The organism is Solibacillus sp. GQ1 (assembly GCF_059758555.1).
In genome coordinates, this window is record NZ_JCAXEX010000001.1 from 2,296,151 (window position 1) to 2,322,250 (window position 26,100).

Genomic DNA, 26,100 nt, shown 5'->3' on the forward strand with positions numbered 1-26,100 from the left:
CCCTTTACTTTTGACATTGCGGACAATATGTTGATGTTCTACCCGCGATAACGAGAGATTCTGTATTTGTTTCACATACAACACATTGCTTTTTCCCATACATTTTCAGTCGATGCTGCATTGTTCCTGCACCACCATTAATACTCCGGTAGTCTGAAATTGTCGATCCGCCCGAATCAATGCTTTCCTGCAATACGTCACAAATTACATGAAAGAGTTTTGTCTTTTGCTCACGACTTAACTCACCCGTTGTTTTCCCCGGATGAATAAGCATTTTGAACAATGCTTCGGTGGCATAAATATTGCCGCAACCCGAAATCACCTGACCATCCATGATGACCTCTTTAATCGGTTTTTTTGCGAATTTGGATTTTTCACTTTGCATGAGGAAAAAATCACAGGCGATTTCATCAAAAGGCTCCGGTGCCATTTTTAACAATGGCGGATGATCGGCGATTTCTTTAATAAAGCGCAATTCACCAAAACGGCGGATATCAGCATAGACAAGCAATTCTCCGCTTGCCAATGTAAATATCGCATGGATATGCTTACGGAATTTTCCTTCCGTTATCTCCACCACATCATTCACAACAAACCATGCGCCACTCATCCCTAAATGATTCACTAAAATAAAACGTTCATCATTTTTCTTTAGATGAAAGAATATATATTTTGATCTGCGCTCCAATTTCTCGATTGTCATATCGCGTACTAATAATTCAAATTGAGAAGGCTTTGCGTTTTTTACAATCGCCTGTTTACCTGCCTCATGCGATGTATAAACGACATCCGATAAAGAGACAGATTCAATCGTCTTCCCTTCTACGATTGGCCGTAAATCACGTACGACCCCTTCTACTTCTGGTAATTCTGGCATAAATGGTACTCCTTATTTCGCATCGTACCATGTAGGACCATATGAAAATTCAACCTTTAACGGCACATTTAACTTAATTGCATTTTCCATAACTTCAGGTACGATACGTTCTAAAATTTCAACTTCTTCTTTTGGTGCTTCAAAAATCAGTTCATCGTGTACTTGCAATAATAGCTTTGTCTGTAGTCCTTCTTGTTCAAGGCGCGCATTCATATCAATCATTGCTTTTTTTATAATGTCCGCGGCACTTCCTTGGATCGGTGTGTTCATCGCAGTACGTTCAGCAAAACTTCTTAAATTGAAGTTCGAGCTTGTGATGTCCGGCAAGTAGCGGCGGCGATTTAAAATCGTTGTAACGAAACCTGCTTTCTTTGCCTCTTCAATACTTGTATCCATATAGTTTTTTACACCAGGGAAGCTTTGCAAGTAGTTTTCAATGAAAATCCCCGCTTCTTTACGTGTAATATCAAGGCTTTGTGATAAGCCATAATCACTGATTCCATATACAATACCAAAGTTTACAGCTTTTGCTGTGCGACGCATTAAGCTTGTCACATCATTCGGATTTTCAAGATTAAACACATCCATTGCCGTACGCGTATGGATGTCCATCCCTTGCTGGAATGCCTCTACAAGCGCATCATCCCCGCACATATGAGCCAATACGCGCAGCTCAATCTGTGAATAATCCGCCGCAAACAAAATCCAATCCTTTTTCGACGGAACAAACGCTTTTCGAATTTTGCGTCCTTCTTCTAAACGAATCGGGATATTTTGTAAATTCGGGTTTGTTGAGCTTAAACGCCCAGTTGAAGTTAATGCCTGCTGGAATCGGGTATGCACTTTTGAATCTTCTTTATGCACTTCTTTTATTAAACCTTCAATATATGTTGACTGCAGTTTCGCAAGCGTTCGGTACTCAAGAATATGCTTCACAATGTCATGCTCGGACTGTAACTTCTCCAGTACATCGGCTGCTGTTGAATATCCTGTCTTTGTCTTTTTAATGACAGGTAAGCCTAATTTATCAAATAAGATAACACCAAGCTGTTTCGGTGAATTAATATTGAATTTCTCGCCTGCCAGCTCATAAATTGTCGCTTCCATTACTTCAAGCTTTGCCTTCAAATCATCGCCCATTTGACGTAATGTATCAATATTGACAGTTATCCCTTCGCTCTCCATTTTCCCTAAAATATGTGCAAGCGGCAGCTCCAGCTCTTTGTATAATTCAAACTGTTCATTTTCCTTCAGCTTTTGCTCTAATAAAGGCTGCAGCTTCCAAACTGCTACTGCTTTTCGGCTCACATGTTCAGCTACATGATCCGCACCTGGAACAACCCACTTCGCCCCTTTTCCGTAGATTGCTTCATTGGATTGTACATCCTGGTAACCGGATTCCTTTGCAAGTGTTGCCACATCATCACCTGATATCGACGGCTTTAAAATGTACGAAGCTAACAATAAGTCAAACTCCACGCCTTTAAGCTCAATCCCTAAACGATGGAGCATTGCTTGTGTTGCTTTACTGTCCACAATATACTTTTTCTTAGTTTCATCTTGCATCCATGCTTTTAAGTCCGCATTATCAACTACATTATCAATCGCTGTGTAAACCGTACGTTCTCCGTCTGACAAGGCTAAACCGAGGGCATTACAGCTATGGTAATGTTCATTTTCCAACTCGAGGTGGATTGCCATCGTTTCTTTTAACATGTCGCCTGTAATAGCCTGTACATTTTCAAATACTAATTCAGCTTGTTCTGTTTCTACTGTTTCAAAATCACTTTTTTCGATTAAAGATTTAAAGCCAAGCTCTTGCCATACATTAAGAAGTGCTTCCTCATCCGGACCTGCATATGCTAAATCATCAAGTGAAATTGTTAGTGGTGCATCTGTATGAATTGTCGCAAGCTTTTTTGATAAGTGAGCCATTTCTTCATTGTCTACCAGCTTTTCTTTCATTTTCGAAGCTTTCAATGAATCCATCGCTTCATATAATTTTTCAATCGTCCCGTGTTCCTTCAATAATTTAATCGCTGTTTTTTCACCAACGCCTGGAACTCCCGGAATATTATCGGATTGATCACCCATAAGCCCTTTCATATCGATAATTTGCTCCGGTGTCAGTCCATACTTTTCTTCAATATGTGCCGGTGTATATTTTTCAATATCGGTAATCCCTTTACGGGTAATATAGACTGTGACATCCTCAGTTGCGAGCTGCGTTAAATCTTTATCTCCCGAAACAACGATTACTTCGATCCCTTGTCCAGCAGCCTGTTTTGCTAACGTTCCGATAATGTCATCTGCTTCGTACATTTCCAGTTCATAGCGTTTAATGTTGTATGCATCAATCAGTTTTCGAATATATGGGAATTGTTCGGAAAGCTCTGGCGGAGTTTTTTGACGTCCCCCTTTATATTCACCGAACGACTCATGACGAAAAGTCGTTTTCCCGGCATCGAAAGCAACAAGCATTTGTGTCGGATTTTCCTCACCGATAATTTTTTGCAGCATCGTCGTAAAACCATATGTCGCATTTGTATGAATCCCACTGTCATTTGTAAGCAGCGGCAATGCAAAAAAGGCACGATAAGCCAATGAGTTTCCATCTAGTAAAAGCAATTTTTGTTTTGTCATGCGCGTTCCTCCATTAATCAATTTCACCTCGGTGTGATTACACCCGGATTCGAGTCAGGTTCACAGGATACGAATCAGTCATCCAACGCTTTTAACCTGAATTTCTTTTAAATACTCTTTGCCGAATCTGTTGCTCCACCCGGAGGCATCAACTTCTGGCGTGTATTCAAAACGCACCGAAAGAAGTTAAGTTACGATTGTATGTTCTCCTTCTACTTTAGCGATTATTGCGATGAATTGCCAACATAAACGCAAATTCTTCTACAATAAAATTCTTATTCACCACAATTAAGCCGGACGCAAAGCGACTGTCCCTACCAAGGACTTAAACATCAGCAGGCAATACCCTTTAATCGCAATGACTCATATCTAACTCTATCTTAAAATCCATGTAAACAGAAACTTTCCGCAACATGTATTCCACGCCTAAAAAGAAAAAATCCAGAGGAATGCAATATAGCATAATCTGGATTTTTCCATCATTGAATTAAGTTCATATTAGTTTAGAAGTTATTTATACAACTAAAAAATTCTTTATATTTTGAAGTGATTAATTTGTCCTTTTAACTTAATAATCATTTCATTCAATTCGTGTGCGATGCTCAGCATTTCTTCAGTCGATGCTGTCTGTTCTTCTATTGATGCAGCAATACTTTGAGAATGCTCATTGGTTTCTTCCAATGAGTGAACCGTTATATCCGTTGTTTCAAGTACCCGATTAGAGTCCGTTGCGATTCCTTGGAATGCATCTGTTACATTTTGAATTTCATTTTTCATATTATCCACTAATTTAGAAATTGTATTAAATGTTTCAACAGCCGAGTAGATCGTCACGCTTTCCTGCTCGATTTTCGTTACAACATTATTAATTGCAACAACAGATTCATTTGAATCTTTTTGCATTTCATTAATCAATGTCGTAATATCACTCGCCGAATTCGCCGATTGTTCTGCCAATGAACGAACTTCATCCGCTACTACTGCGAAACCTTTCCCGTATTCCCCAGCTCTTGCCGCTTCGATTGCCGCATTTAAAGCAAGTAAGTTGATTTGATCTGAAATACTTGAAATAATTTTCGTGATTTGACCAACTTCTAAAGAACGGCTATTCATTTGTTCTGTTTTCATTAATGACATTTTCGCCGTTTCATTAATTGTTTCGATTCCTGCAACAGACTTATGAATAACTTCTATTCCTTGTGTTGCGACAGTATTGGTATCTATCGCCTCCTGAGCCACTAATTTCGTAACATTAGAAATTTCTTCAATTTTGAATGCGATCTGTTCCACTGCCACCCGGTTTTGTACAGCGCCTTCTGTAATTAGCTCAGTGCTAGAAGCAATTTCCTGTATCGCGCCCGATACCTGATTCGATGTAATTGTTAACTGTTCTACCGTCTCTTTTAATATCGAAGAACCTTCCTCAACATGGTCGGATGTGTCGGTTACATGGTAGATAGTCTCTCTCAATTGCGTTTGCATATCCGAGAAGCTAGTTGTTAAACGCCCGATTTCGTCATCACTGTATACTTCCAATTGTTTTGATAAATCACCCTGTGCCACAATTTCAGTGTGGTTTAAAAGCTGATTTAAAGGATTCACAATTTTTTTTGAAACCATAACCGCTATAATTGAGCCTATAATCAATGCAACAAGCAGTGAAGCAACTATAATTATAATTAACAATCTATTCAATTCATCAATAAAATCCGCATCCGCATCCAATCCCAGAACAGAATCCGTCCCAGGAATTTGAAGAAAGGTTGATTGGTGTTTTCCATAATCATCTTCATAGATATCGCTCGCCACTGTTTCCGTTGTGGAAAGTGCCGCTGTCTGTTCTTCTGTAAAAGCAAGCGGTGTCAGGTAATCTTCCGAATTCCCCAATACCAGAATAACTTCCTCTCCATCGACTTTACTCATAATATAGGCATTTTCCAAATCAAAATCATTTTGGAAATCGGTTGTGGCTTCCAGTAATTTTTCATATGAAGCCTTGTTTTTCTTAGCATCATTCACTATATCCGCGTCAAAAAGCGTACTGAATTTTTCCATACTCAACAATAAGTTTTGGTTGTGCTGCGGAATGATCTGGTTATTAATTAAGTTGCTGGAAACCAAAAATAGAATCGAACTAAAAACAACACTTAATAAAATAATTGGAACTAAAATTCCTAATAAAATCTTGGTTTTTACTGAATTAAATTTTTTTAACATTTACATTGCTCTTTAAAACAATTATGAAATTGTTTTAACCAAGCTTCCCCCCAAATTTAATTTTTCACATACAACTTTTCTTCTTTTTCTACATATTCCATAAAGTCCAACGATAAGATATGGTCATTTTGGGCCAACGATTCACTGCTAAAGAAAATGACAGCAAACGTCGCACCCTGACCGTACGGAATATGACGATATTCTAAAATATGGTGGAATTGTTTCTGCAATAATTCATGGTGTATCACAAGCCCGTCATCAATCTTTATCTCACCTTCAAACTCGGCACAAGTAAAGCTGTAAATTTTATTGTCCATTGCGTTTATTAAGGCAGCCCAATCCGGTTTTTTCTGTTCGAAGAAATAGTCGTACGAGTTAACCCCATATGCAAAACTTCCTAATTCGGTCGTACCTGCACCAGCAAAGCGTAATGGATTCACTTCAATTGGTATAATTGTTCCTTCATCATCCATGCGCAGTTCTACATGCAGCGGCATTTTCCGTAAATTGAAGATCTCCCCAAGTCCTTGCAGATACTCGGTAATCGGAGCTAAGTAATTTTGCAGCACTTGCTTGCTCGTATAATAAATACGATCACTCATATCTTTTTCGTCTTTGAACATACGTGCAAATAAATTGAGCACAACCGGATCATTCTTTTCATCGTAGAAAAGATCGATTGCAAATTCCTGCCCCTCAATATAACTTTCAACGATAAAGGTTTCGCTACCCAAAACATCCTTTGAATCGTCTTCACTCGATTGTTCCATCGTCTCTTCCATTTTATCGATTATACTTTGGAATTCTTGTGGATTCTCTACCCTGTAAACCCCAACACTTGAGTAACCGACTGTCGGCTTAAAGATTAACGGATAGGGTAGTGAGGATAGATCAAGTTGCCCTAACTCACCTGAAGTAGTTTCTAAAAAAAAGAAATTAGGATAACTCTCAGCTAAACGCTTTCTGAATGCAAATTTATTTTTAAATAAATTCGCTGTTTTTGTTACATGCGATTCTGCATAATATTCATTTAGAATCTGAATGGCTTCTTCAGAATTCATGATGATTAAATCCTCTTGTTGAAATACTTTCACCAGATTTTGGTCATCTTCTGATTTGTGATTTAGAATCAACTGTTGTTGAATATCCAAAACCTTTACTTTCTTTTCGATCAATGTTTCTGCTAAGAGTGGGGATACATAAGCTGTATCTAATAGAATCAAAACTTTCACTTCCTTATATGTATGAACTAATAATTAATTAACGTGCATTATTACCTAATTTTTCTGAATATATAAGTATTTATACCCTAAAAAAATTATTGCATTATATGCACAAAATACTACACTTGTTATATTATACACACTTATTCAAATTTTCCTATTTATTTTCAATTTTATTTAATTAAACTTGCTATAATAAACAAAAACCGCGTGGGATAAAATCCCGCGCGGTCTAAATATTTATTTAATTTTATTTTTGAACTTCACTACATGTACACCGTTTTTTTCTTCTTTATAAAAAATCTCTTCAAAAATAACCGTTAATAAAAAGGCATTTAAAAATGGAATGATGACATACATCGGCATGCCGCCTAAATCGTATGGCATCAACCCGCGTGCAAATACTTCTACAAAACCAATTTGTGTGAAGTAAAAGATCATACCAATACCAACTTGCCAGATTGGACGTTTATCTTCACGTTTTTCAAACCACAGCACTTTCTTGAACGAATCCCGTACATCTTCTGCAATAAACAAACTTAATACTAAAATAGCAATAAACAAAATTGGTATATGAAAAATTTCCACCTTCACGAAATTAATATTAGATTGATAAAAAAGCGCCGTTACAGATGTTGCCATAATAAAAGCGATTAAACTATTCTGTATTACTTTACTCAAACTTTGCCACTCCCCCTGTATGAACTAACTATACTATAGTATAACAGCAAAATAATAGTTTCCAATAATATAATTTGAAAATTTAATGAAGTTAAATAATGTAATTTTTTCCACACAAAAAAGCCATTTAGAACGGTTACATTCCAAATGGTTTTCATACTTTTTAATCCAATCGTCCGGATAACAGTTTTGCATATGGCGAGTCTGACGGGATGATAATCATCGTCTCATTGCCGATTGTTTTCTTGTATGATTCTAACGTTCTGAATAAACTGTAGAATTCCGGGTCTTTCGAGTATGCAGCATTATAAATTTGTGCGGCCTGTGCTTCTCCTTCTGCACGGATGACAGATGCTTCTTTGTTTGCTTTCGCAAGAGTCACTTGAACTTCCTGGTCTGTTTTCGCCTCTTTACTGCGCTTTTCCGCATCCCCTTCTGACAGATACTTTTGCGCAATCGATTGACGTTCAGAAACCATTCTTGTATAAACAGATTGTTCGTTCTCCTCCGGTAAATCCGTACGGCGAATACGTACATCAATTACTTCAATACCGAAATTGGCCGAATCGATTAATTCATTGACGCGTTGGGTAACACGGTCATTAATGTTCCCGCGTTTCGAATCCTTTTCATTAATAATATCGCCGTATTCCGTCTGACCGAATTCTGTACGAAGTGCCGAATAAATGAACTCTTCCATACGACTTTCCGCATTGAGCAACTGTCCTGCATTTGAAATTAACGCTTTTGGATCCGTTACACGCCAAACAGTATAGTTATCAATAATAATTCGCTTTTTATCCTTTGTACTGATCTCTTCTTCTGTCATATCATGTGTCATTAAATTGCTTGGTAAAGTTGTCACACTTTGAATGAACGGGATTTTCATATGAAGTCCCGGTTCACTTTCGTACTTCACTACTTCCCCGAACTGACGAACTACTTTATATTCATTTTCTTTAACAATATACAGATTCGCAAATACGACAATTAACGCTGCAAACACAACCGTTAATACAATAGCAGAAGAAACCCATTGTTTTACATTTATCGGCTTCTTATCTTTCTTTAATGGTGTTGGTGCTTTTTTTCCATTTGTATTACTGCTATTTACTTGTTGTTCAGCGTCGTTTGCTTTCGGTACTTCCTTCACTTCTTTCGACCCTTTTTTGTTGCCGAACAATTTTTTCACAAACTCATCTAAATCGCCGTCAAAGTTATTTTTGTTGTTACTCATTCACTTTTGCTCCCTTCTTTTTTCTCTTCTGTAGAAGGAGGTGTCGTTTGCATTGGCTGGATCGGCAAGTACTTCATCGTACCGCTGCCTTCATCATTCATAATATAAATTTGGGCATTCGGTAAAACTGCCTCCAATGTTTCGAGCACTAATCGTTCACGTGTAATATCTTTATTCAGACGATATTCATCATAAAGCTGGTTAAATAAAGCTACTTCACCTGTAGCTTGCTCGATACGTGAAGCCTTTTCCCCTTTTGCCTTCGAAAGAATTGCAGCTGCTTCACCAACCGCTTCACTTACTCGCTGGTTTTCGTATTTTTCCGCTTCGTTAATCTTTGTATTTTTTGTCTCTCGTGCATCAGTAACATCTGTGAAAGCTGCACGCACTTCTGCATTCGGCACCTCTACATCTTGCAGCTTTACTCCCAGAACACCAATCCCGATATCGTATTTTTCGATTAACGATACAAGCAATTCGCGTGTCTCCGCTTCAATATCCGCTTTACCATCCGTCAATGCCTCATCGATTGTTGAGCTGCCTATGATGGAACGAATCGCACTCGATGTCGCATTATGTAAAATCGCTCGCGGCTCCTGTGAACTAAATAAATATTTTTTCGGCTCAACAATACGCCATTGAACAACAAGATCTGTTAAAACAATATTTTCATCACCTGTAATCATTTTTGTTTCTTTATCGAATGCTTCAACCGTACCGTCCGGGTTTTGCTTATAGCCGAACTGTAAACTGTACGTTTCTTTTGATAAAATTTCTACAGACTGTATTGGCCACGGTAATTTAAAATGAAGTCCTGAATCTTGTATTGTTTCATCCGCTTGACCAAATGTAATCACTACTGCCTGTTCCGATTCATCTACTGTATACCAGGATGTCGTCACAACAATAATACCTACGACAGCCATGAGAATAAGCGCTACCCACATTAATGTTCTTTTTACACTCATCATATAAAGCCTCCTTACTTTTCAATTTCCTCTTATTCTACGGGTAATGAATTGTAAAAGTTTCATATTTTTTCAAAATAAGATATAAACAAAAAAACCGCACAAAAAGCTTCCAACTTTTCACGCAGTTTCTTCATTATTATATTTAGTTTTCTTGCTAAGCGTTACCTTCTTTTAGAAACGGGGGTTTCTATTAAGAACTATAACACCGCAATATAAAGTTCAATTTAATGTTTTGTAAATTTACTGTTAAATTTTAACCCTTCAAAGGTAGGAACACTTTAATACTCGTCCCTTTTCCTACTTCACTATCCACTATGATTTTACCGTTATGTGCTTCAATCAAATGCTTTACAATGGACAAACCAAGACCTGTCCCACCAGAATTTCGACTTCGTGCCCGGTCTACCCTGTAAAAGCGCTCAAAAATACGTGATATCTCAGCTTTTTCAATACCGATTCCTTCATCTTTCACTTCAAATATTCCGTATTGATCATTGGCACTAATACGTAGTGTAACGGTAGTTTCTTCTTTAGAATAAGCGATCGCATTGTTAATTAAATTTGTAAAAATTTGCATTAGACGATTTACATCACCTAAAATAACCGCATCCTGCACTATCTCTACATCAAACTGCATATTTTTATTTTCTAATTGTGAGCTTGTCAAATCAACAACCCGTACTAAAATATCCTGCAACTTTGTTGGCACCACATCGAGTGTAAATCCATGCCGCTCAATTTTAGATAGCTCAAGCAAATCATTGACGAGAACCTGAATTCGATTGCTCTCATCGTGTATAATAGTCAAAAAGGACAACAGCATCTGCTCATCTTTAAATGCCCCGTCTAGAAGTGTCTCTGAAAATCCTTTAATCGAAGTAATCGGTGTCCGCAGCTCATGCGAAACATTCGCAACGAAATCTTTTCGAATTTGCTCCAATCGCACAAGTTCACTCACATCATGCATAACAATTACAACACCAAGCCAGCGTCCATGTTCACCAACAACTGGTGCCCCATAAACTTGCTCATAATATTCTTCATTTGCGATTTCCATTTCAAGCTGCTGACGATATGGTAATTCCGTTAAAAACACATGATCGATAAACTTTTCAAGCTCTTTTGGCAATCCGAGCATCATGAAATTCTTACCAATGAGCTTCTCTTTCGGCAGCTCGAACAACGTCTGGAACTTCCTGTTAACAATCGAAATATTGCCTTCACGGTCGATCATCATTAATGCACTGCCCATATTTTCAATCAATGTTTTTAAACGTTCTTCTTCAATAGCTCTTGTTTTCGTAATATCCTGTAAATTGCGCGCCAAAATGTTAACTGAATTTCTTAACTCAACAATTGTATTCGGTCCATTCGCAAAAGCACGCGCACGATAATTACCTTTCGAGAGCTCTCTCGCAGTTTTTGTAATATTAACAATCGGCGTAATAAAATTGCTTACAACCCGGTATGCCATAAAACTCATAATAATTAAACCGCCTAATAATAATGCAGCAATAATCAAATATATTTTCTGCTTCGTGCTTTGTAGTCCTTCAGCCTGTCTATCTATTGCATAAGTGCCTAATATGGCTTCTTTCTGTGTCTCAGTAAGTTCAATCTGTTCCTGCTCGATCACTTGCTCCAATTGCTGCTCAGAATCCTTTGTCACTTCATGAACAAACTCATCTGCGAAAAATGGAAAAAGCTGCCCTATGAACAGTCCTAGAACAGCTAAACTTGATCCAATTACTAAAATAAACGAATAAAATAAACGATTTTTCATTGCGTTCATTATTTTTTTGGCTCCTCAAATTTATAACCTAAACCACGGATTGTTTTAATATACAGTGGTTTACGACTATTTTCTTCAATTTTATCCCGCAGATGGCTAATATGTACGTCTACGATTCGAGTATCCCCGGCAAAATCGTAGTTCCATACGGCACTAAGCAGCTGGTCGCGTGTTAAAACACGGTTTTTATTTTCAAGCAAGTAAACAAGCAATTCAAATTCTTTCGGTGTGAATTCCAAAGACTCATCATCGATAAATGCTTCAAATCGTTCCGGGAAAACTTTTAAATTACCGAATGAGTAAACTACTTCACTCGATTCGACTGTTTCTTCCACAACCGGTCCAGAGAAACGTCGCAGCACAGCCTTCACTCGGGCAATTACTTCACGTGGGCTGAATGGCTTTGTCATATAGTCATCCGCACCGAGCTCTAAACCTAATACTTTATCAAATTCATCGTCTCTCGCAGTCAGCATAATAATCGGTATATTGATGCGCAAACGTCGTAATTCTTTACAAACTTCAACACCATCAAGTTTTGGCAGCATTAAATCCAATAAAATCAGATCCGGTGTTTGTTCTACTGCTGTATCAAGACCCACCTGACCATCATGAGCCAATAGAACTTCAAAACCTGCTTGTTCCAAGTTATATTTTAATAATGTTGCAATTGGCATTTCATCTTCTACTACTAAAACCGTTTTAACCATTATAAGTTCCTCCAAAATCGATTTGAAACCCCCATCTCAAAATCAATCTTCCAGTGGTTGGCTATCAACTATTTTGTTAAATATGTACTGATTAAAGCACTATCTTCATAGTAACAACTTTTTTTGAAAAGTACAATTATTCCTCTGTTCAGAAGTCTAAGCTCTTTCTTACTTGAAGAAAATTTTAATTCATATTATTTCGATAGGTAAAATAATTTTTACTATTGACTGAATATTTATTATTATGGTAACATTTAGAAAAATTGTTTATACACGCTTACAGAAGTGTAAATTTTTTTATTAAGAATCCCTAGTAATTCAATATGTTAAGTATTTTAACAGAAAGTAGGTGCTTCCATGACAAATGGAATCAATATCGAGTTAGTAAATTTAACAAAAAGTTTCGGTGAAAAACAAGTATTAAAGGATATTAATTTAACAATCCCCGCTGGACAATTCGTTGCGATCGTCGGGAAAAGCGGATGCGGAAAAAGTACGCTTCTCCGTATCATTGCAAATTTAGAACATAAAACGGCAGGAGAATCTTTAAAAGACGGTATTCAACAGGAGGACTTTTCAGGCGTTCGTGTCATGTTTCAGGAAGATCGTTTACTTCCATGGCTGTCTGTTATAGAAAATGTAGGGGTTGGCACAGAGTTGAAAAAGGATTGGCAACCGATCGCATTAAAATCACTTGAACACGTAGGATTAAAAGACCGTGCAAAAGAGTGGCCACATGTACTGTCAGGAGGCCAAAAGCAACGGGTTGCATTAGCTCGTGCGCTTAGTGCACAGCCAAGACTTTTGTTATTGGATGAGCCGCTTGGTGCATTGGATGCACTGACACGACTGGAAATGCAAAATCTAATTGAACAATTGTGGTTAAAACAAAAATATACGTCGTTACTCGTGACACATGACGTGGCAGAAGCAATTACATTGGCAGATCGAATTATATTAATCGAAGACGGAAACGTTGCTTTAGATTTGCCGGTAAAACTTCCTCGTCCAAGAACACGTTCAAATCCGCATTTTGCTGAGCTTGAGGAAATTCTGCTTCAGCACTTATTAGGAAAACAAACAAAAACAGAAACACAAACGCAAACGAAACAAAAAGAATTACAAGCGATTATTTAAGGAGGTATTACAAATGAAAAAACTATTATCTGTCTTTTTGCTATTAACTTTATCAATTATTTTAGTCGGGTGCTCATCATCGAATGCTGAAAATAAAAAGGTTCGAATCGGCTACCAGAAAAATGGCACAACATTGCTATTAAAGGCGAATGGCGAACTTGAATCACGTTTAAAAGAACTGGGTTATTCAGTGGAATGGTCTGAATTCAATACCGGAAGTTCAGTTCTGGAAGCTTTAAACTCCGGAGCTATCGATTTTGCCAATGCAAGTGATGCCCCTTCAATGATGGCATTATCAAAAGGAATGAATTTCAAGTACATCGCAGGTGAAGAATCATCTCCACAAACAGAAGGAATTTTAGTGAAAAGTGATAGCTCTATCCAATCAATCGAACAATTGAAAGGTAAAAAGATTGCGTACAATAAAGCTTCCATCTCCGAATATTTATTAGTTACTGCTCTGGAAACAGTTAATCTGACACTGGATGATGTAGAATCTGTTATTTTAAGTCCAGCAGATGCGACTATTGCATTTCAAAACGGCGAGGTTGATGCCTGGGTTACTTGGGATCCGTATATGACGGTTTCCGAAAGTAAAGGCAATCAGATTTTAGCTACAGGAGAAGGCATTGTAGAACACCGCGGCTTCTACTATGCATCTGATAAATTTATCGAATCCAATAAAGATGCAGTCGTTGCCTATGTGGAAGAACTATCTAAAGTCGGTGAAGCCATTGATACTGATTCAAGTGATGCAGCAAAAATTCTTGAAGAGAATACAGGTATCGCCGCAGATGTTTGGGTAACAAGCTTAGCTCGACGTTCATCTGTTGCTACTTATTTGGATGAAGCTGCACAGGCCGATTTACAAAGATTAAATGAAGATCTTTATGACATTGGATTAACAACTAATCTTGTAGAAAATCTCGAAAACTATATTTGGAAACCATAAGAGGTGAGAAAAATGAAGAAGAAAAAATGGTTTCATTTGATTGAGCCATGGATCATTCCTATTTTAATTATTGTCATATGGGAAGTATCGAATAAAACAGGTATCCTTGCCAATACAATTTTGCCTGCCCCTTCCGATGTAGTAAAAGCAGGCTATGAACAAGCAGTTTCCGGTGTTCTGTTTGATCATCTTCAAATTAGTACGACGCGTGCTTTAATCGGTTTCCTGATCGGCGGGATTATCGCTTTTGTCATCGGTATTTTAAATGGAATCGTACCTTTTGCACAGCGTTATTTGGATACTACTATTCAAATGCTGCGTAATATTCCGAATTTGGCACTCATTCCATTAGTTATTATTTGGTTTGGAGTTGGTGAAGAAGGAAAGATTTTCTTAGTGGCAATCAGCGTATTTTTCCCGATCTATGTCAATACATACCATGGCATCCGCAATGTCGATCCACGGTTAATCGAAATGGGAAAAATTTATAATCTTTCGAAATACAAACTGTTTTTTAAAGTGATTATTTTAGGTGCAATGCCATCCATTTTAGTAGGTATTCGCTACTCCTTAGGAATTATGTGGCTTACTTTAATTGTTGCAGAAACAGTTGCGGCAAGTTCCGGAATCGGCTATATGTCGATGAATGCACGTGAGTATATGCAACTTGATATTGTTGTATTAGCCATTATTTTATATGCTATTTTAGGAAAAATTGCGGATTCCATTGCAAAACTATTAGAGAAAAAGTTATTAAAATGGAATCCCGTGTATCAGTAAACAATAAGGGCATTTCGGTATAAATAACCGAAACGCCCTTTTTTTATTTATTTCAATGCTTTCATCACATCTTTAACAGCATCTGCAGATTGATCAAGCGCTGTTTTTTCATCTTCTGTCAGCTCAAGTTCGAAAATTTTCTCAATACCGCCAGCACCTAATAATGTCGGAACCCCTAAGTATATCCCTTCATATCCATATTCGCCTTCTAAATAGGCAATTGCCGGCAATACTCGTTTTTGATCTTTTAAAATTGCCTCTGCCATTTCCACCATTGCTGCAGCCGGTGCATAATAAGCTGAACCATTTCCTAACAGATTCACGATTTCACCGCCACCTACACGGGTACGCTGCACAATTTCTTCTAAACGTTGTGCTGGTATTAGACTTTGTAAAGGAACCCCACCTACCGAAGCATACCGTATCAAAGGCACCATTGTGTCTCCGTGACCGCCTAATACAAGGGCAGATATATCTTTTACCGATACATTCAGTTCCTCGGCAATAAATGCGCGGAAACGGGCAGTATCCAATACACCCGATTGACCAATAACCCTTTGTTTCGGGAAGCCTGATTCTTTAAACACTGTATAAGTCATTGCATCTACTGGATTTGTAAGTACAATAATTGTTGCATTAGGTGAGGTACGGGCTATTTCCGTTGCAACGGCTTTCATGACACCTTGATTAATCTGTACTAAATCATCACGACTCATTCCTGGCTTACGGGCAACACCCGCAGTTATTAAAACGATATCCGAGTTTGCTGTATCCTCATAATCGGAAGAGCCTTTTATATAAGAATCAAAGCCTTGTACTGGCGCTGCTTCCCACATATCCAATGCTTTTCCTTTCGTAGGATTTTCTGCTGTTGGAAGGTCAATAATTACTACGTCGCCTAATTCTTTCTGTGCTGCTAAAAATGCTGCGGTTGCACCTGTAAAACCACTACCGATAACTGAGATTTTTTTACGTTTTAATGTCACCAAGAACCACTCCTTCATCGTAATTATATTTCATGAAAATTATATACAAAAAAAGGGAGAAAACATAATGTTCTCTCCCCCTTTTTTATGATTTCAAATAAAAAGTAAACTATTTCCATTACTGTAAAATTATATAACGATACTATTCATTGCTAAACAATTTGTTCATAATTTCACATATATAGGCAAATGAGTAAAACTTTTAATTAGAAGTTTTCGATTAATTTTGTAGCGAATTCAGAACATTTAACTTCTGTAGCGCCATCCATTAAACGTGCGAAGTCATAAGTTACATATTTAGAAGAGATTGTTTTCTCTACTGAGTTTGTAATTAAGTCCGCAGCTTCTTGCCATCCTAAGTGCTCAAGCATTAATACGCCTGATAATAATACTGAAGATGGGTTTACTTTATCTTGACCAGCATACTTAGGTGCAGTACCGTGAGTAGCTTCGAAAATAGCGTGTCCAGTTAAGTAGTTAATGTTAGCACCTGGAGCGATACCGATACCACCAACTTGAGCAGCTAATGCGTCAGAGATGTAGTCACCGTTTAAGTTCATAGTTGCTACTACGTCGAACTCGTTAGGACGAGTTAAGATTTGTTGTAAGAAGATATCAGCAATAGAATCTTTTACGATGATTTTGCCTTCTGCAACAGCTTTAGATTGTGCTTCGTTTGCAGCAGCTTCGCCTTGCTCAGCTTTGATTGCATCGTATTGGTTCCAAGTGAATACTTTATCGCCGAATTCAGCTTCAGCTACATCGTAACCCCATTGTTTGAATCCACCTTCAGTGAATTTCATGATGTTACCTTTGTGTACTAAAGTTACTGATGGACGGTTGTGTGAAATAGCGTACTCGATTGCAGAGCGTACTAAACGTTCAGTACCTTCTTTAGATACTGGTTTAATACCTAAACCAGAAGTTTCTGGGAAGCGAATTTTGTTAACGCCTAATTCGTTTTGTAAGAAGTTTAATAATTTCTTTTGCTCGTCAGAACCAGCTTTGTACTCAATACCAGCATAGATATCTTCAGTGTTTTCACGGAAGATTACCATGTCAACATCTTCTGGACGTTTAACTGGTGAAGGAACACCGTCAAAGTGACGTACTGGACGTAAGCAAACATATAAATCCAACTCTTGACGTAATGCTACGTTTAGAGAGCGGATACCGCCGCCGATTGGAGTTGTTAAAGGACCTTTAATAGCAATTAAGTATTCGTTGATTTTTTCTAAAGTTTCAGCTGGTAACCATTCGCCAGTTTTGTTGAATGCTTTTTCACCTGCTAATACTTCTAACCATTCGATTTTCTTTTCACCGTTATAAGCTTTTTCTACAGCTGCGTCAATTACGCGAGATGCTGCAGCCCAGATATCTGGACCGATACCGTCACCCTCGATGAAAGGAATAACAGGATTGTTTGGAACGTTTAATTTACCATTCTCTACTACGATTTTGTTAGTCATTGGAAATTTGCCTCCTAATAATCATAAATCTAGGACTGTGTCAAATCACAGTCCCAGATATTTTAACATACTTTTTTGATTAGCGCTCGTTAATTGGAACGTATTTTTGCATATCTGGACCAACATACTCCGCACGTGGACGGATTAGACGGTTGTTTGCATACTGCTCTAAAATGTGCGCTACCCAACCTGAAGTACGAGATACTGCGAAGATTGGTGTGAATAAGTCATGCTCGATACCTAAAGAATCATATACTGATGCTGAGAAGAAGTCTACGTTTGCAGGTAATTTCTTTTGCTCAACGATCATATCATGGATTTTCACTGACATATCGTATAATTCTGGTTTGCCTGTTAATTTAGTAAGCTTTTCAGACATTACACGTAAGTGAGGTGCACGTGGGTCGCCTTTGCGGTATACGCGGTGACCGAAGCCCATGATTTTTTCTTTGTTATCTAATTTGTTTTGAACCCAAGACTCAACTTTATCGATTGAACCGATTTCAGTTAACATTTTCATAACTTGCTCGTTAGCACCACCGTGTAATGGGCCTTTTAATGCGCCAATTGCAGAAGTTACACCAGAGTATACATCTGATAATGTCGCAACACATACACGTGCAGTAAATGTAGAAGCGTTTAATTCATGGTCAGCGTGTAAAATTAACGCTTTATCGAATGCTTCAATTTCGATTGCTGCTGGTTCTTCACCTTTCAGCATATATAAGAAGTTTGCTGCATAACCTAATTCTGGTTTTGGAGCAACTGGTTCTTTACCTTGACGTACACGTGCAAAAGTAGTTACTACTGTACCAATTTTCGCTTGTAAACGGATTGCTTTACGGTAGTTTGCTTCAGCTTCCATAACATCAGCTTCTTCGTCAAATGCACCTAACATAGATACTGCTGTACGAAGTGCTGCCATTGGGTGCACTGTGTTTAAAGGCATAGATTTGAATAAATCTGTGATTGCCGCTGGAATTTCCATATTTTTAGCTAGTTCTTCTTTTAAGTTAGCTAATTCTTCAGCGTTTGGTAAACGCGTGTTCCATAACAAGAATACTACTTCTTCAAAAGTCGCATTGTTAGTTAGGTCGTCGATGCCATACCCTACATATGTAAGTGTATCATCGATAATTGAAGAAATTTTCGATTCTGCTGCTACGATACCTTCTAAACCTTTTGTTGCTGACATAAAAAATCGCTCCTTCACTTAGTAAATTAGTTTTGTAAGTGCTTTCTTTTTACTCTATTAAAAAGTCGCACACTCATATCGTTCTGCTCAATTGAACCTATAAGTAAATCGCTTACAAATTTCATTATAATCAATTTTGACGGCTTTGTGAATGAATTAGTAGGATTTTAGGAAAAAATCACATAGATGATAGAATTCACGCAAAAAAGAGAATTTATAATTTGTAATGAGTTATTAAAGGTATTAATTAGGAGTGAGATAAATGGATTATACAAATAAAACAAACCCATGGCTAGTAAAAAGTAGGAATATTATCGTTCTTCTACTTTACTTTACCCTTTTTTATTTCATTCCGCCTATAATTTTCGGTCTATTTTTCGCCTACTTACTATTTCCCGTCTTCCTCTTTTTCAAGCAGCAATTTAGACTGCCATTCTTTCTCGTAGTCATTATACTTTCCGTATTTCTATTTTCGGTTGTCGTCTCGGTTATCATGCTCATCATTCACAGCTTTATCACAATTCTTCCTCAGCTGCAGTCAACACTTTTATCTTTGGACAGCACCTATATGAAACATCCGCTTCTTCCGTTTATTGTAGAAAAACTTCAAAGTTTAATAAGGGACTTGCTGTTCTATACAATCAACTTTATAAAAAACAGTTTTCAATCTATCTTTGAATTTTTCATTTTCATTGTAACATTCTACTTTGCGTTGATGGAAAGCTATAAAAACCGTTTATGGTTTTTCGCTTATATTCCGAAAGCTTATCGCACTGCATGGGCTCGCTACTTCCAAAAAGGAATGGAGCTTATTGGCCGCTTTATCGTAGTGGAAATGCAATTGTTTACACTGACGTTTATCCTGCTTTGTATAGGGTTTTACTTTTTGAAGTTTGAAGCAATTGTAATTAAAGCCTTTTTAATTGCCTTTGCAGACTGCCTGCCTTTTTTAGGAATCGGAATTTTTCTGATTCCAGTTTCTGTTTATTACTTTATTGTAAACGAACCGATAATGGGCAGTGCCATTTTGGTTCTGTACTTTGTTGTACAAATGATAAGACAGCTAACTGAATCAATGCTCTGGTCACACACGTTGCATTTACGTATGATCCATACATTTCTAATCAGCGCTGCCTCCGTATTATTATTCGGTTTTTACGGAATCATCCTCAGTCCAATACTATTGATGATTGCCATTAAAGTGAAACAACATGCTATTTTTGCAAAATAACGACTTGTCCTCTTTTCATTTTTTTACGTAAAAAGTAGAAGATGACCGGCTTAAACAGGTTACGTGTAATTCCTGATACAAATAGTAATCCGAGAATATCCGTAATGAAGCCCGGTACTGCTAAAAGAATGCCGCCAACAAAAATCATAAATGTTTCAATGACCGGTACTCCAGGTGGCTGACCTTGCTGCATGCTTTTTTGAATATCCTGTATAGATTTTGTACCGCGTTTTTTGGCAATCAACAGTCCTGCAATGGATGTGAAAATGATTAATAACAATGTATAGAAAACACCGATTGCATTTCCAATTACGATAAATACCGCAATTTCGGCAAATACGAGTGCGAGTAATCCAAATAAAATCTTCTTCATTTATGAACCCCCTCTTCTTCTAATTTATACGAAACAGCGAAGAAAAAGTTTCAAAATGTGTTTATAACACAAAACAAACCACCATTTTCATTGTAAGAAATGGTGGTTTTGCTGTACTTATTAATCTTAAAGAACGCTCGCGTGTCCTTTATAAATGACACCTGTTTCAGCATCCATTGTAATTTCCTGTCCATGCTGGATTAGAGTAGTTGCTTCTTTTACACCGACAATTACAGGAATACCTAAGCTTAAGCCGACTACAGCAGCGTGTGATGTTAATCCGCCTTCTTCAGTAATAATACCTGCGCATTTTTCGATTGCTGGCATCATTTCACGGTCAGAGCCTACTGTTACAATAATTGCTCCTTCTGTGTCGTAAGCTAATGCTTCTGCTGCATTGTTAGCGATAATCGCATTACCAACTACTGACAGTTTACCAATACCTTGACCACGTGCCAATAAGTCACCAATTACATGTACTTTCATTAAGTTCGTTGTACCCGCTTCACCAACCGGAAGACCAGCAGTAATAACAACTACATCACCATGGCTGACAAATTCATATTTTAGCGCTTCATCAACTGATAACTCTAAAATCTCATCCGTTGTAGATACACGCTGCGTTAAAATTGGTTTTACGCCCCATACCAATGTCAATTTCTGAGCAACATTTGGCTGACTTGTAACAGCGATGATCGATACACCTGGACGATATTTTGCAATCATTCTTGCAGTATTTCCGCTTTCAGTTGGAGCTAATACGGCTTTAACACCAAGGTTAATCGAAGTATAGGCAACTGCCTGAGAAATAGCTTCTGTCATATTTGCTTCTTTTTCACGGCTTCGTGTTGATACAATTGCTCGGTAATCCAAAGCATTTTCTGTACGAATCGCAATTTTGTTCATTGTCGCTACAGATTCTACCGGATAAAGACCCGCTGCTGTTTCCCCAGAAAGCATGATTGCATCTGTACCATCCATAATTGCGTTTGCAACGTCTGATGCTTCTGCACGAGTTGGACGTGGATTGCGCTGCATTGAGTCCAGCATTTGTGTAGCTGTAATAACAGGCTTGCCGACTTGGTTACATTTTCGGATTAATGATTTTTGTACTAATGGTACTTCTTCAGCAGGAATCTCTACACCTAAGTCCCCGCGTGCCACCATTAAACCGTCTGAAACTTCGATGATTTCATCGATGTTGTCAACGCCCTCCTGGTTTTCGATTTTAGGAATAATTTGAATGTGGCTGCCGTTATTTTGCTCCAGCAGCTCACGAATTTCGAGAACATCCTTTGCAGTACGAACAAATGAAGCTGCGATGAAATCGATACCTTGCTCAATTCCGAATAAAATATCTGCTGCATCTTTATCTGTAATACCAGGTAATTTCACAGAAACGCCCGGTACATTAACACCTTTTTTATTCTTTAAAATACCAGCGTTTTCAACGATTGCATGGATTAACCCTTGCTCCGTATCTTTCGCAAGTACACGCAATTCGATTAAGCCGTCATCCAATAAGATAATATCGTTTTGGTCTACGTCTTCAATCAGCTGATCGTATGTGATGGAGAAACGTGATTCATTTCCTAAAACTTCTGTCATCGAAATATCGATTACTTGTCCTGTTACTAAATGTAACTCACCGTTTTCCATTGAGTGTGTTCTGATTTCAGGTCCCTTTGTGTCCAATAAAATTCCAACCGGTTTTTTCATGCGTTCTGCTGCATCACGAATTGCGGCAATACGGTTTGCATGTTCTTCATGATTTCCGTGTGAGAAGTTTAAACGGGCAACATTCATCCCTGCATCAATTAACTTTTCTAACATTTCTGGTGATTCACTAGCTGGTCCAATAGTACAAACAATTTTAGTTTTTCTCATAGTTTTGTCATCTCCGTTTTTATGCACTTTAAATTGAAAGCTCTTTTGATAATGTATACAAACTTAAGTCTGCCTGGTGCTTAGTTTCAAATGCTTTTCTTAAATCATAATCGATTATAGCGTGATTTTTCACGCCAACTGCTCTTCCACCTTTGTTTTCCAACAATAGCTCTACTGCTCTTGCACCAAATCTACCTGCTAAAACGCGGTCCCGAGCAGATGGAGATCCTCCTCGCTGTATATGACCTAATACAGATGTCCGAATTTTAATTCCTGTGCGTTCTTCCAAAAGCTGCGCAAGTTTATGACCATTCATTACCCCTTCAGCGACAATAATAATACTATGGCGCTTTCCACGAGCCACCCCGCGCTCAAGACGTGCTACAATATCATCCAGCTCATAGGACTCTTCCGGTATTAAAATCGATTCCGCACCAGCGGCCAAACCTGCCCAAAGAGCAATGTCTCCAGCGTCGCGGCCCATTACTTCAATAACAAACGTATTTTCATGACTTGTTGCCGTGTCTCGGATTTTATCGATTGATTCAACTACTGTATTAAGTGCCGTATCAAAGCCAATCGTATATTCTGTACCAGGTACATCATTGTCAATTGTACCGGGAATCCCTACACACGGGAATCCTTTATCTGATAATTGCATGGCTCCACGATAAGTACCATCTCCGCCTATAACAACTAACCCTTCGATTCCCTCTTCTTTCATGCGTTCGATTGCTCTATATTGAATATCATCCTGTTTAAATTCAGGAAACCTTGCTGAATACAGTTTTGTTCCGCCTCGTTGAATAATATCGCCAACAGAACCAATATCTAAAAGTTCAAAGTTCCCATTATAGAGTCCTTCATAACCATGATATACTCCGACAACATCTACATTATGAAAACTCGCTTTACGAACGACTGCACGAATAACAGCATTCATTCCCGGTGCATCTCCACCACTCGTTAAAACTGCAATCTTCTTCATACGACCTTTTCCTCCTATTACGCTGTTACTATCCACATTAACAGAAAATACGCTCATATGTAACTATTCTAGAAAACAAATTGTAAAGCTTTTGAAAAAAATGAAGAATGCGCTCACACGCATTCTTCAAAGTATAATACTGTTATAAAACAACCTTATTGTTCTATATACTGTCCAATATTTTTAAATTTCATATAGCGATTTTCAACTAATTGATCTTCGCTCTCTTTATTTAGGTCATTTAGAACGCTTGTAAGATATTCTTTCATAAATATCGCCTGCTGCTCAACATCCTTATGGGCACCTCCGGCTACTTCCGGTATAATCCCATCAATAACTTTAAGCTGTTTTAAATCAAGGGCTGTTATTTTCATCGCTTCAGCGGCTTCTTTAGCATAGCTTGCATCTTTCCATAAAATTGATGCAGCTCCTTCTGGAGAAATTACCGAATACGTTGAGTTTTCAAGCATCAAAATTTTATTTGCAACTCCAAGTGCAAGGGCACCGCCACTTCCACCTTCACCAATTACAATACTAATAATTGGTACCCGAATACCTGCCATTTCAAACAAATTACGCGCAATCGCTTCACTTTGACCACGTTCCTCAGCTGCTTTGCCCGGGTACGCACCTTTCGTATCGATAAAGCAAATAATTGGGCGTTTGAATTTCTCTGCCTGTTTCATTAAACGTAACGCCTTGCGGTAGCCTTCCGGATGAGGCATTCCAAAATTGCGGCGAATATTTTCCTTTGTCGTTTTCCCCCGCTGGTGACCAATAATCGTAATTGGCTGACCATTGAATGATGCAATCCCGCCGACAATTGCTGCATCATCTTTAAATGTACGATCCCCATGCACTTCGATAAAATCTTCAAAAATACGTTCAATATATTCAAGTGTCGTTGGACGGTCAGCATGGCGGGCAACTTGCACACGATGCCAAGGCTCCATATTTGCATATACATTTTTTTCAAGTTCCTGCAAACGTGTTTCCAACTTTTCAATTTCTCCGCTCATATCTACATCTGCTTCCGTGGCAATTGTTTTTAACTCTACAATTTTTTCACGTAGTTTTACAACCGGTTCTTCAAATGCCATTAATTTAGACATGTGATACGCCTCCCTGTACATGCAGCTTAACAATTGTTGCAATTTTGTCGCGCATTTCTGTACGGTTAAAAATTGCGTCAAGCTGTCCATGATCTAATAAAAATTCTGCTGTCTGGAAATCATCCGGTAACTTCTCACGTACCGTTTGTTCTATTACACGACGTCCCGCAAACCCGATCAGACTTTGAGGCTCTGCAATATTATAATCACCGATCGATGCAAAACTTGCCGATACACCACCTGTAGTCGGATGCGTCAAAATTGAAATATATAGTAGGCCTTCCTCGCTATGGCGTTTTAAAGCAACACTCGTTTTTGCCATTTGCATTAATGACAATACCCCTTCTTGCATACGTGCACCGCCACTTGCCGTGAAGATGATGAATGGCACTTTCAGCTCTGTCGCCTTTTCTACAGCGCGTGTAATTTTTTCACCAACAACCGAACCCATAGACCCCATACGGAAGTTCGAATCCATTACCGCAACAACAACCTGCATCCCTTTTAATGCACCTACACCTGTTAATACAGCTTCGTTTAACCCGGTTTTCTTAATATCCGCTTCCACTTTTTCCACATATGCAGGGAAGTTTAAAGGATTGGTAGTTTGAAGATGATCGTCCATTGAAACAAAAGAGCCTTCATCTAAAAAACAGGCAATTCTTTCATTAGCATTTAAAGTAAAATGATGCTGACATTTTGCGCATACTTTCAAGTTTTTTTCGAGTTCTTTTGTGACATGAATCGTTTTACATTTAGGACATTTCGTCACGATGCCTTCCGGAAAGGATTTTTCATCTTCTTTTCTAGTAATATTATCAGTATTTTTTTTACGACTAATTGTAAACAAATCACGAATTGCCATCGTAATCCCCCTTTATATTCACGTAATCATTCTTTAATAATGACCATCCATTTTTCATATGAATCAATTGCTTCATGTAAATAACCCATTTGCAATGAAGCAAGCAGTATTTTTAATTCCATTTTCTCTTCTTCTGTAATTTCATTTGCCAATAAATTATTGCTGAAAGAAAGAAGCTGGAGCCAAATTTTTAATGCAAGCCGGTTACCTGAAACGATCATACACTCACGAAGTATATCTTCTCTTTTTAACTCCTGCCCAAGCTCTACCTTTACAAAAAAGCTCTCCCAAATCGGTAATGCCTTCAAATTGTCTGATTGGCAAATAATTCGAATCGCTTCTTTTTCGTGCATTTCTCTCGTTGCATGCACATCCGCAATCGATTTTTCGTCCTGCAAAATAAATGATCCGACAATTTCTACAAACTGATGGTGCTGCATACTGGCCAAATATGTACCACCGCCATGCCTTGTTTCAATTAAACCCAGCAACTCCAGACTGCGTAAAGCCTCCCGAACCGAAGACCTTCCCACTTGCAGCTGCTCGCTTAACGTTCTTTCTGAAGGAAGCTTTTGCCCTTCCTGAATATTTTGTTCAGCAATTAAATCGTGTAATTGCTTAACAATTTGAATAAACATCTTTTTTGCGGGCTTATCTTCCACAATTTTCACCTCACCGTGACTAACGCTTTCAATTATTATTAACAAAAGTGGTCAGACCAGTTACTAAAGTAAGAATACAAAATGTTTTTGACATTGTAAAGAGAAAATATAA

At 38.0% G+C, this 26,100-nt stretch carries 22 protein-coding genes; 4 read left to right on the forward strand and 18 right to left on the reverse strand.

Going from position 1 to position 26,100, the window contains the following annotated elements:
- Positions 1-4 precede the first annotated feature (4 nt).
- The 9 genes from mutM to AC6CH1_RS11760 form a co-directional block, all read right to left on the reverse strand.
- A complete protein-coding gene (gene mutM, locus AC6CH1_RS11720) occupies positions 5-877 on the reverse strand; it encodes a bifunctional DNA-formamidopyrimidine glycosylase/DNA-(apurinic or apyrimidinic site) lyase (RefSeq protein WP_498317616.1) in 873 nt (290 codons plus the stop codon).
- 12 nt (positions 878-889) lie between these two features.
- Positions 890-3,520: a DNA polymerase I gene (gene polA, locus AC6CH1_RS11725; protein ID WP_498317617.1), complete on the reverse strand. Its 2,631-nt coding sequence runs from the start codon at positions 3,518-3,520 to the stop codon at positions 890-892.
- A gap of 534 nt (positions 3,521-4,054) precedes the next feature.
- Positions 4,055-5,737, reverse strand: coding sequence for a methyl-accepting chemotaxis protein (locus tag AC6CH1_RS11730; protein ID WP_427708662.1), 1,683 nt, complete (start codon positions 5,735-5,737; stop codon positions 4,055-4,057).
- Between the two features lie 56 nt (positions 5,738-5,793).
- Positions 5,794-6,960: an ATP-grasp domain-containing protein gene (locus AC6CH1_RS11735; RefSeq protein WP_251686509.1), complete on the reverse strand. Its 1,167-nt coding sequence runs from the start codon at positions 6,958-6,960 to the stop codon at positions 5,794-5,796.
- A 240-nt stretch (positions 6,961-7,200) separates the two neighbouring features.
- A complete protein-coding gene (locus AC6CH1_RS11740; RefSeq protein ID WP_251686508.1) occupies positions 7,201-7,641 on the reverse strand; it encodes a DNA polymerase I in 441 nt (146 codons plus the stop codon).
- Between the two features lie 163 nt (positions 7,642-7,804).
- Positions 7,805-8,878 carry a protease modulator HflC gene (hflC, locus tag AC6CH1_RS11745; protein WP_251686507.1) on the reverse strand — a complete coding sequence of 358 codons (1,074 nt, stop codon included), beginning with the start codon at positions 8,876-8,878 and terminating at the stop codon, positions 7,805-7,807.
- Complete coding sequence (gene hflK, locus AC6CH1_RS11750; protein WP_498317620.1) at positions 8,875-9,846, reverse strand: FtsH protease activity modulator HflK; 972 nt, start codon at positions 9,844-9,846, stop codon at positions 8,875-8,877. Before hflK ends, hflC begins: the two co-directional genes overlap by 4 nt.
- A 256-nt stretch (positions 9,847-10,102) precedes the next feature.
- The gene (gene pnpS / locus AC6CH1_RS11755; protein ID WP_498317622.1) at positions 10,103-11,641 is read right to left on the reverse strand and encodes a two-component system histidine kinase PnpS; all 1,539 of its coding nucleotides are present in this window, start codon (positions 11,639-11,641) and stop codon (positions 10,103-10,105) included.
- Positions 11,641-12,351 carry a response regulator transcription factor gene (locus AC6CH1_RS11760; RefSeq protein ID WP_498317623.1) on the reverse strand — a complete coding sequence of 237 codons (711 nt, stop codon included), beginning with the start codon at positions 12,349-12,351 and terminating at the stop codon, positions 11,641-11,643. The genes pnpS and AC6CH1_RS11760 overlap by 1 nt, the downstream gene beginning before the upstream one ends.
- Before the next feature lie 357 nt (positions 12,352-12,708).
- Here AC6CH1_RS11760 and AC6CH1_RS11765 point away from each other — a divergent pair, with 357 nt between their 5' ends.
- Genes AC6CH1_RS11765 through AC6CH1_RS11775 form a run of 3 tightly spaced genes read left to right on the forward strand, consistent with a single transcriptional unit; the run spans position 12,709 to position 15,220 of the window.
- Positions 12,709-13,488: an ATP-binding cassette domain-containing protein gene (locus tag AC6CH1_RS11765; RefSeq protein ID WP_427708655.1), complete on the forward strand. Its 780-nt coding sequence runs from the start codon at positions 12,709-12,711 to the stop codon at positions 13,486-13,488.
- Positions 13,489-13,501: 13 nt separating this feature from the next.
- Positions 13,502-14,440, forward strand: coding sequence for a sulfonate ABC transporter substrate-binding protein (locus tag AC6CH1_RS11770; protein ID WP_251686502.1), 939 nt, complete (start codon positions 13,502-13,504; stop codon positions 14,438-14,440).
- Between the two features lie 12 nt (positions 14,441-14,452).
- The gene (locus AC6CH1_RS11775) at positions 14,453-15,220 is read left to right on the forward strand and encodes an ABC transporter permease subunit (RefSeq protein WP_251686501.1); all 768 of its coding nucleotides are present in this window, start codon (positions 14,453-14,455) and stop codon (positions 15,218-15,220) included.
- A gap of 47 nt (positions 15,221-15,267) precedes the next feature.
- Here the strand turns inward: AC6CH1_RS11775 and mdh are convergent, their stop codons facing one another.
- The 3 genes from mdh to citZ form a co-directional block, all read right to left on the reverse strand.
- Positions 15,268-16,206, reverse strand: a complete 939-nt coding sequence (mdh, locus tag AC6CH1_RS11780; RefSeq protein WP_498317626.1) for a malate dehydrogenase — start codon at positions 16,204-16,206, stop codon at positions 15,268-15,270.
- A gap of 206 nt (positions 16,207-16,412) precedes the next feature.
- Positions 16,413-17,675 carry an NADP-dependent isocitrate dehydrogenase gene (icd, locus tag AC6CH1_RS11785; RefSeq protein ID WP_008407755.1) on the reverse strand — a complete coding sequence of 421 codons (1,263 nt, stop codon included), beginning with the start codon at positions 17,673-17,675 and terminating at the stop codon, positions 16,413-16,415.
- Positions 17,676-17,754: 79 nt separating this feature from the next.
- Positions 17,755-18,870, reverse strand: coding sequence for a citrate synthase (gene citZ, locus AC6CH1_RS11790; protein ID WP_008407756.1), 1,116 nt, complete (start codon positions 18,868-18,870; stop codon positions 17,755-17,757).
- 262 nt (positions 18,871-19,132) lie between these two features.
- Between citZ and AC6CH1_RS11795 the strand changes: the two genes are divergently transcribed.
- A complete protein-coding gene (locus AC6CH1_RS11795) occupies positions 19,133-20,101 on the forward strand; it encodes an AI-2E family transporter (protein WP_498317628.1) in 969 nt (322 codons plus the stop codon).
- Here AC6CH1_RS11795 and AC6CH1_RS11800 read toward each other — a convergent pair.
- From AC6CH1_RS11800 to AC6CH1_RS11825, 6 genes are all read right to left on the reverse strand, one after another.
- The gene (locus AC6CH1_RS11800) at positions 20,085-20,474 is read right to left on the reverse strand and encodes an FxsA family protein (protein ID WP_251686498.1); all 390 of its coding nucleotides are present in this window, start codon (positions 20,472-20,474) and stop codon (positions 20,085-20,087) included. The genes AC6CH1_RS11795 and AC6CH1_RS11800 overlap by 17 nt on opposite strands.
- Before the next feature lie 126 nt (positions 20,475-20,600).
- Entirely contained in the window at positions 20,601-22,361 is a 1,761-nt protein-coding gene (pyk, locus tag AC6CH1_RS11805; RefSeq protein ID WP_251686497.1) for a pyruvate kinase, read from the reverse strand.
- Positions 22,362-22,389: 28 nt separating this feature from the next.
- The gene (gene pfkA, locus AC6CH1_RS11810; RefSeq protein WP_251686496.1) at positions 22,390-23,349 is read right to left on the reverse strand and encodes a 6-phosphofructokinase; all 960 of its coding nucleotides are present in this window, start codon (positions 23,347-23,349) and stop codon (positions 22,390-22,392) included.
- A 155-nt stretch (positions 23,350-23,504) separates the two neighbouring features.
- Positions 23,505-24,461, reverse strand: coding sequence for an acetyl-CoA carboxylase carboxyl transferase subunit alpha (gene accA, locus AC6CH1_RS11815; protein WP_251686495.1), 957 nt, complete (start codon positions 24,459-24,461; stop codon positions 23,505-23,507).
- Complete coding sequence (gene accD, locus AC6CH1_RS11820; protein ID WP_251686494.1) at positions 24,454-25,326, reverse strand: acetyl-CoA carboxylase, carboxyltransferase subunit beta; 873 nt, start codon at positions 25,324-25,326, stop codon at positions 24,454-24,456. Before accD ends, accA begins: the two co-directional genes overlap by 8 nt.
- A 26-nt stretch (positions 25,327-25,352) precedes the next feature.
- Complete coding sequence (locus AC6CH1_RS11825; RefSeq protein WP_251686493.1) at positions 25,353-25,988, reverse strand: FadR/GntR family transcriptional regulator; 636 nt, start codon at positions 25,986-25,988, stop codon at positions 25,353-25,355.
- Positions 25,989-26,100: the final 112 nt, after the last annotated feature.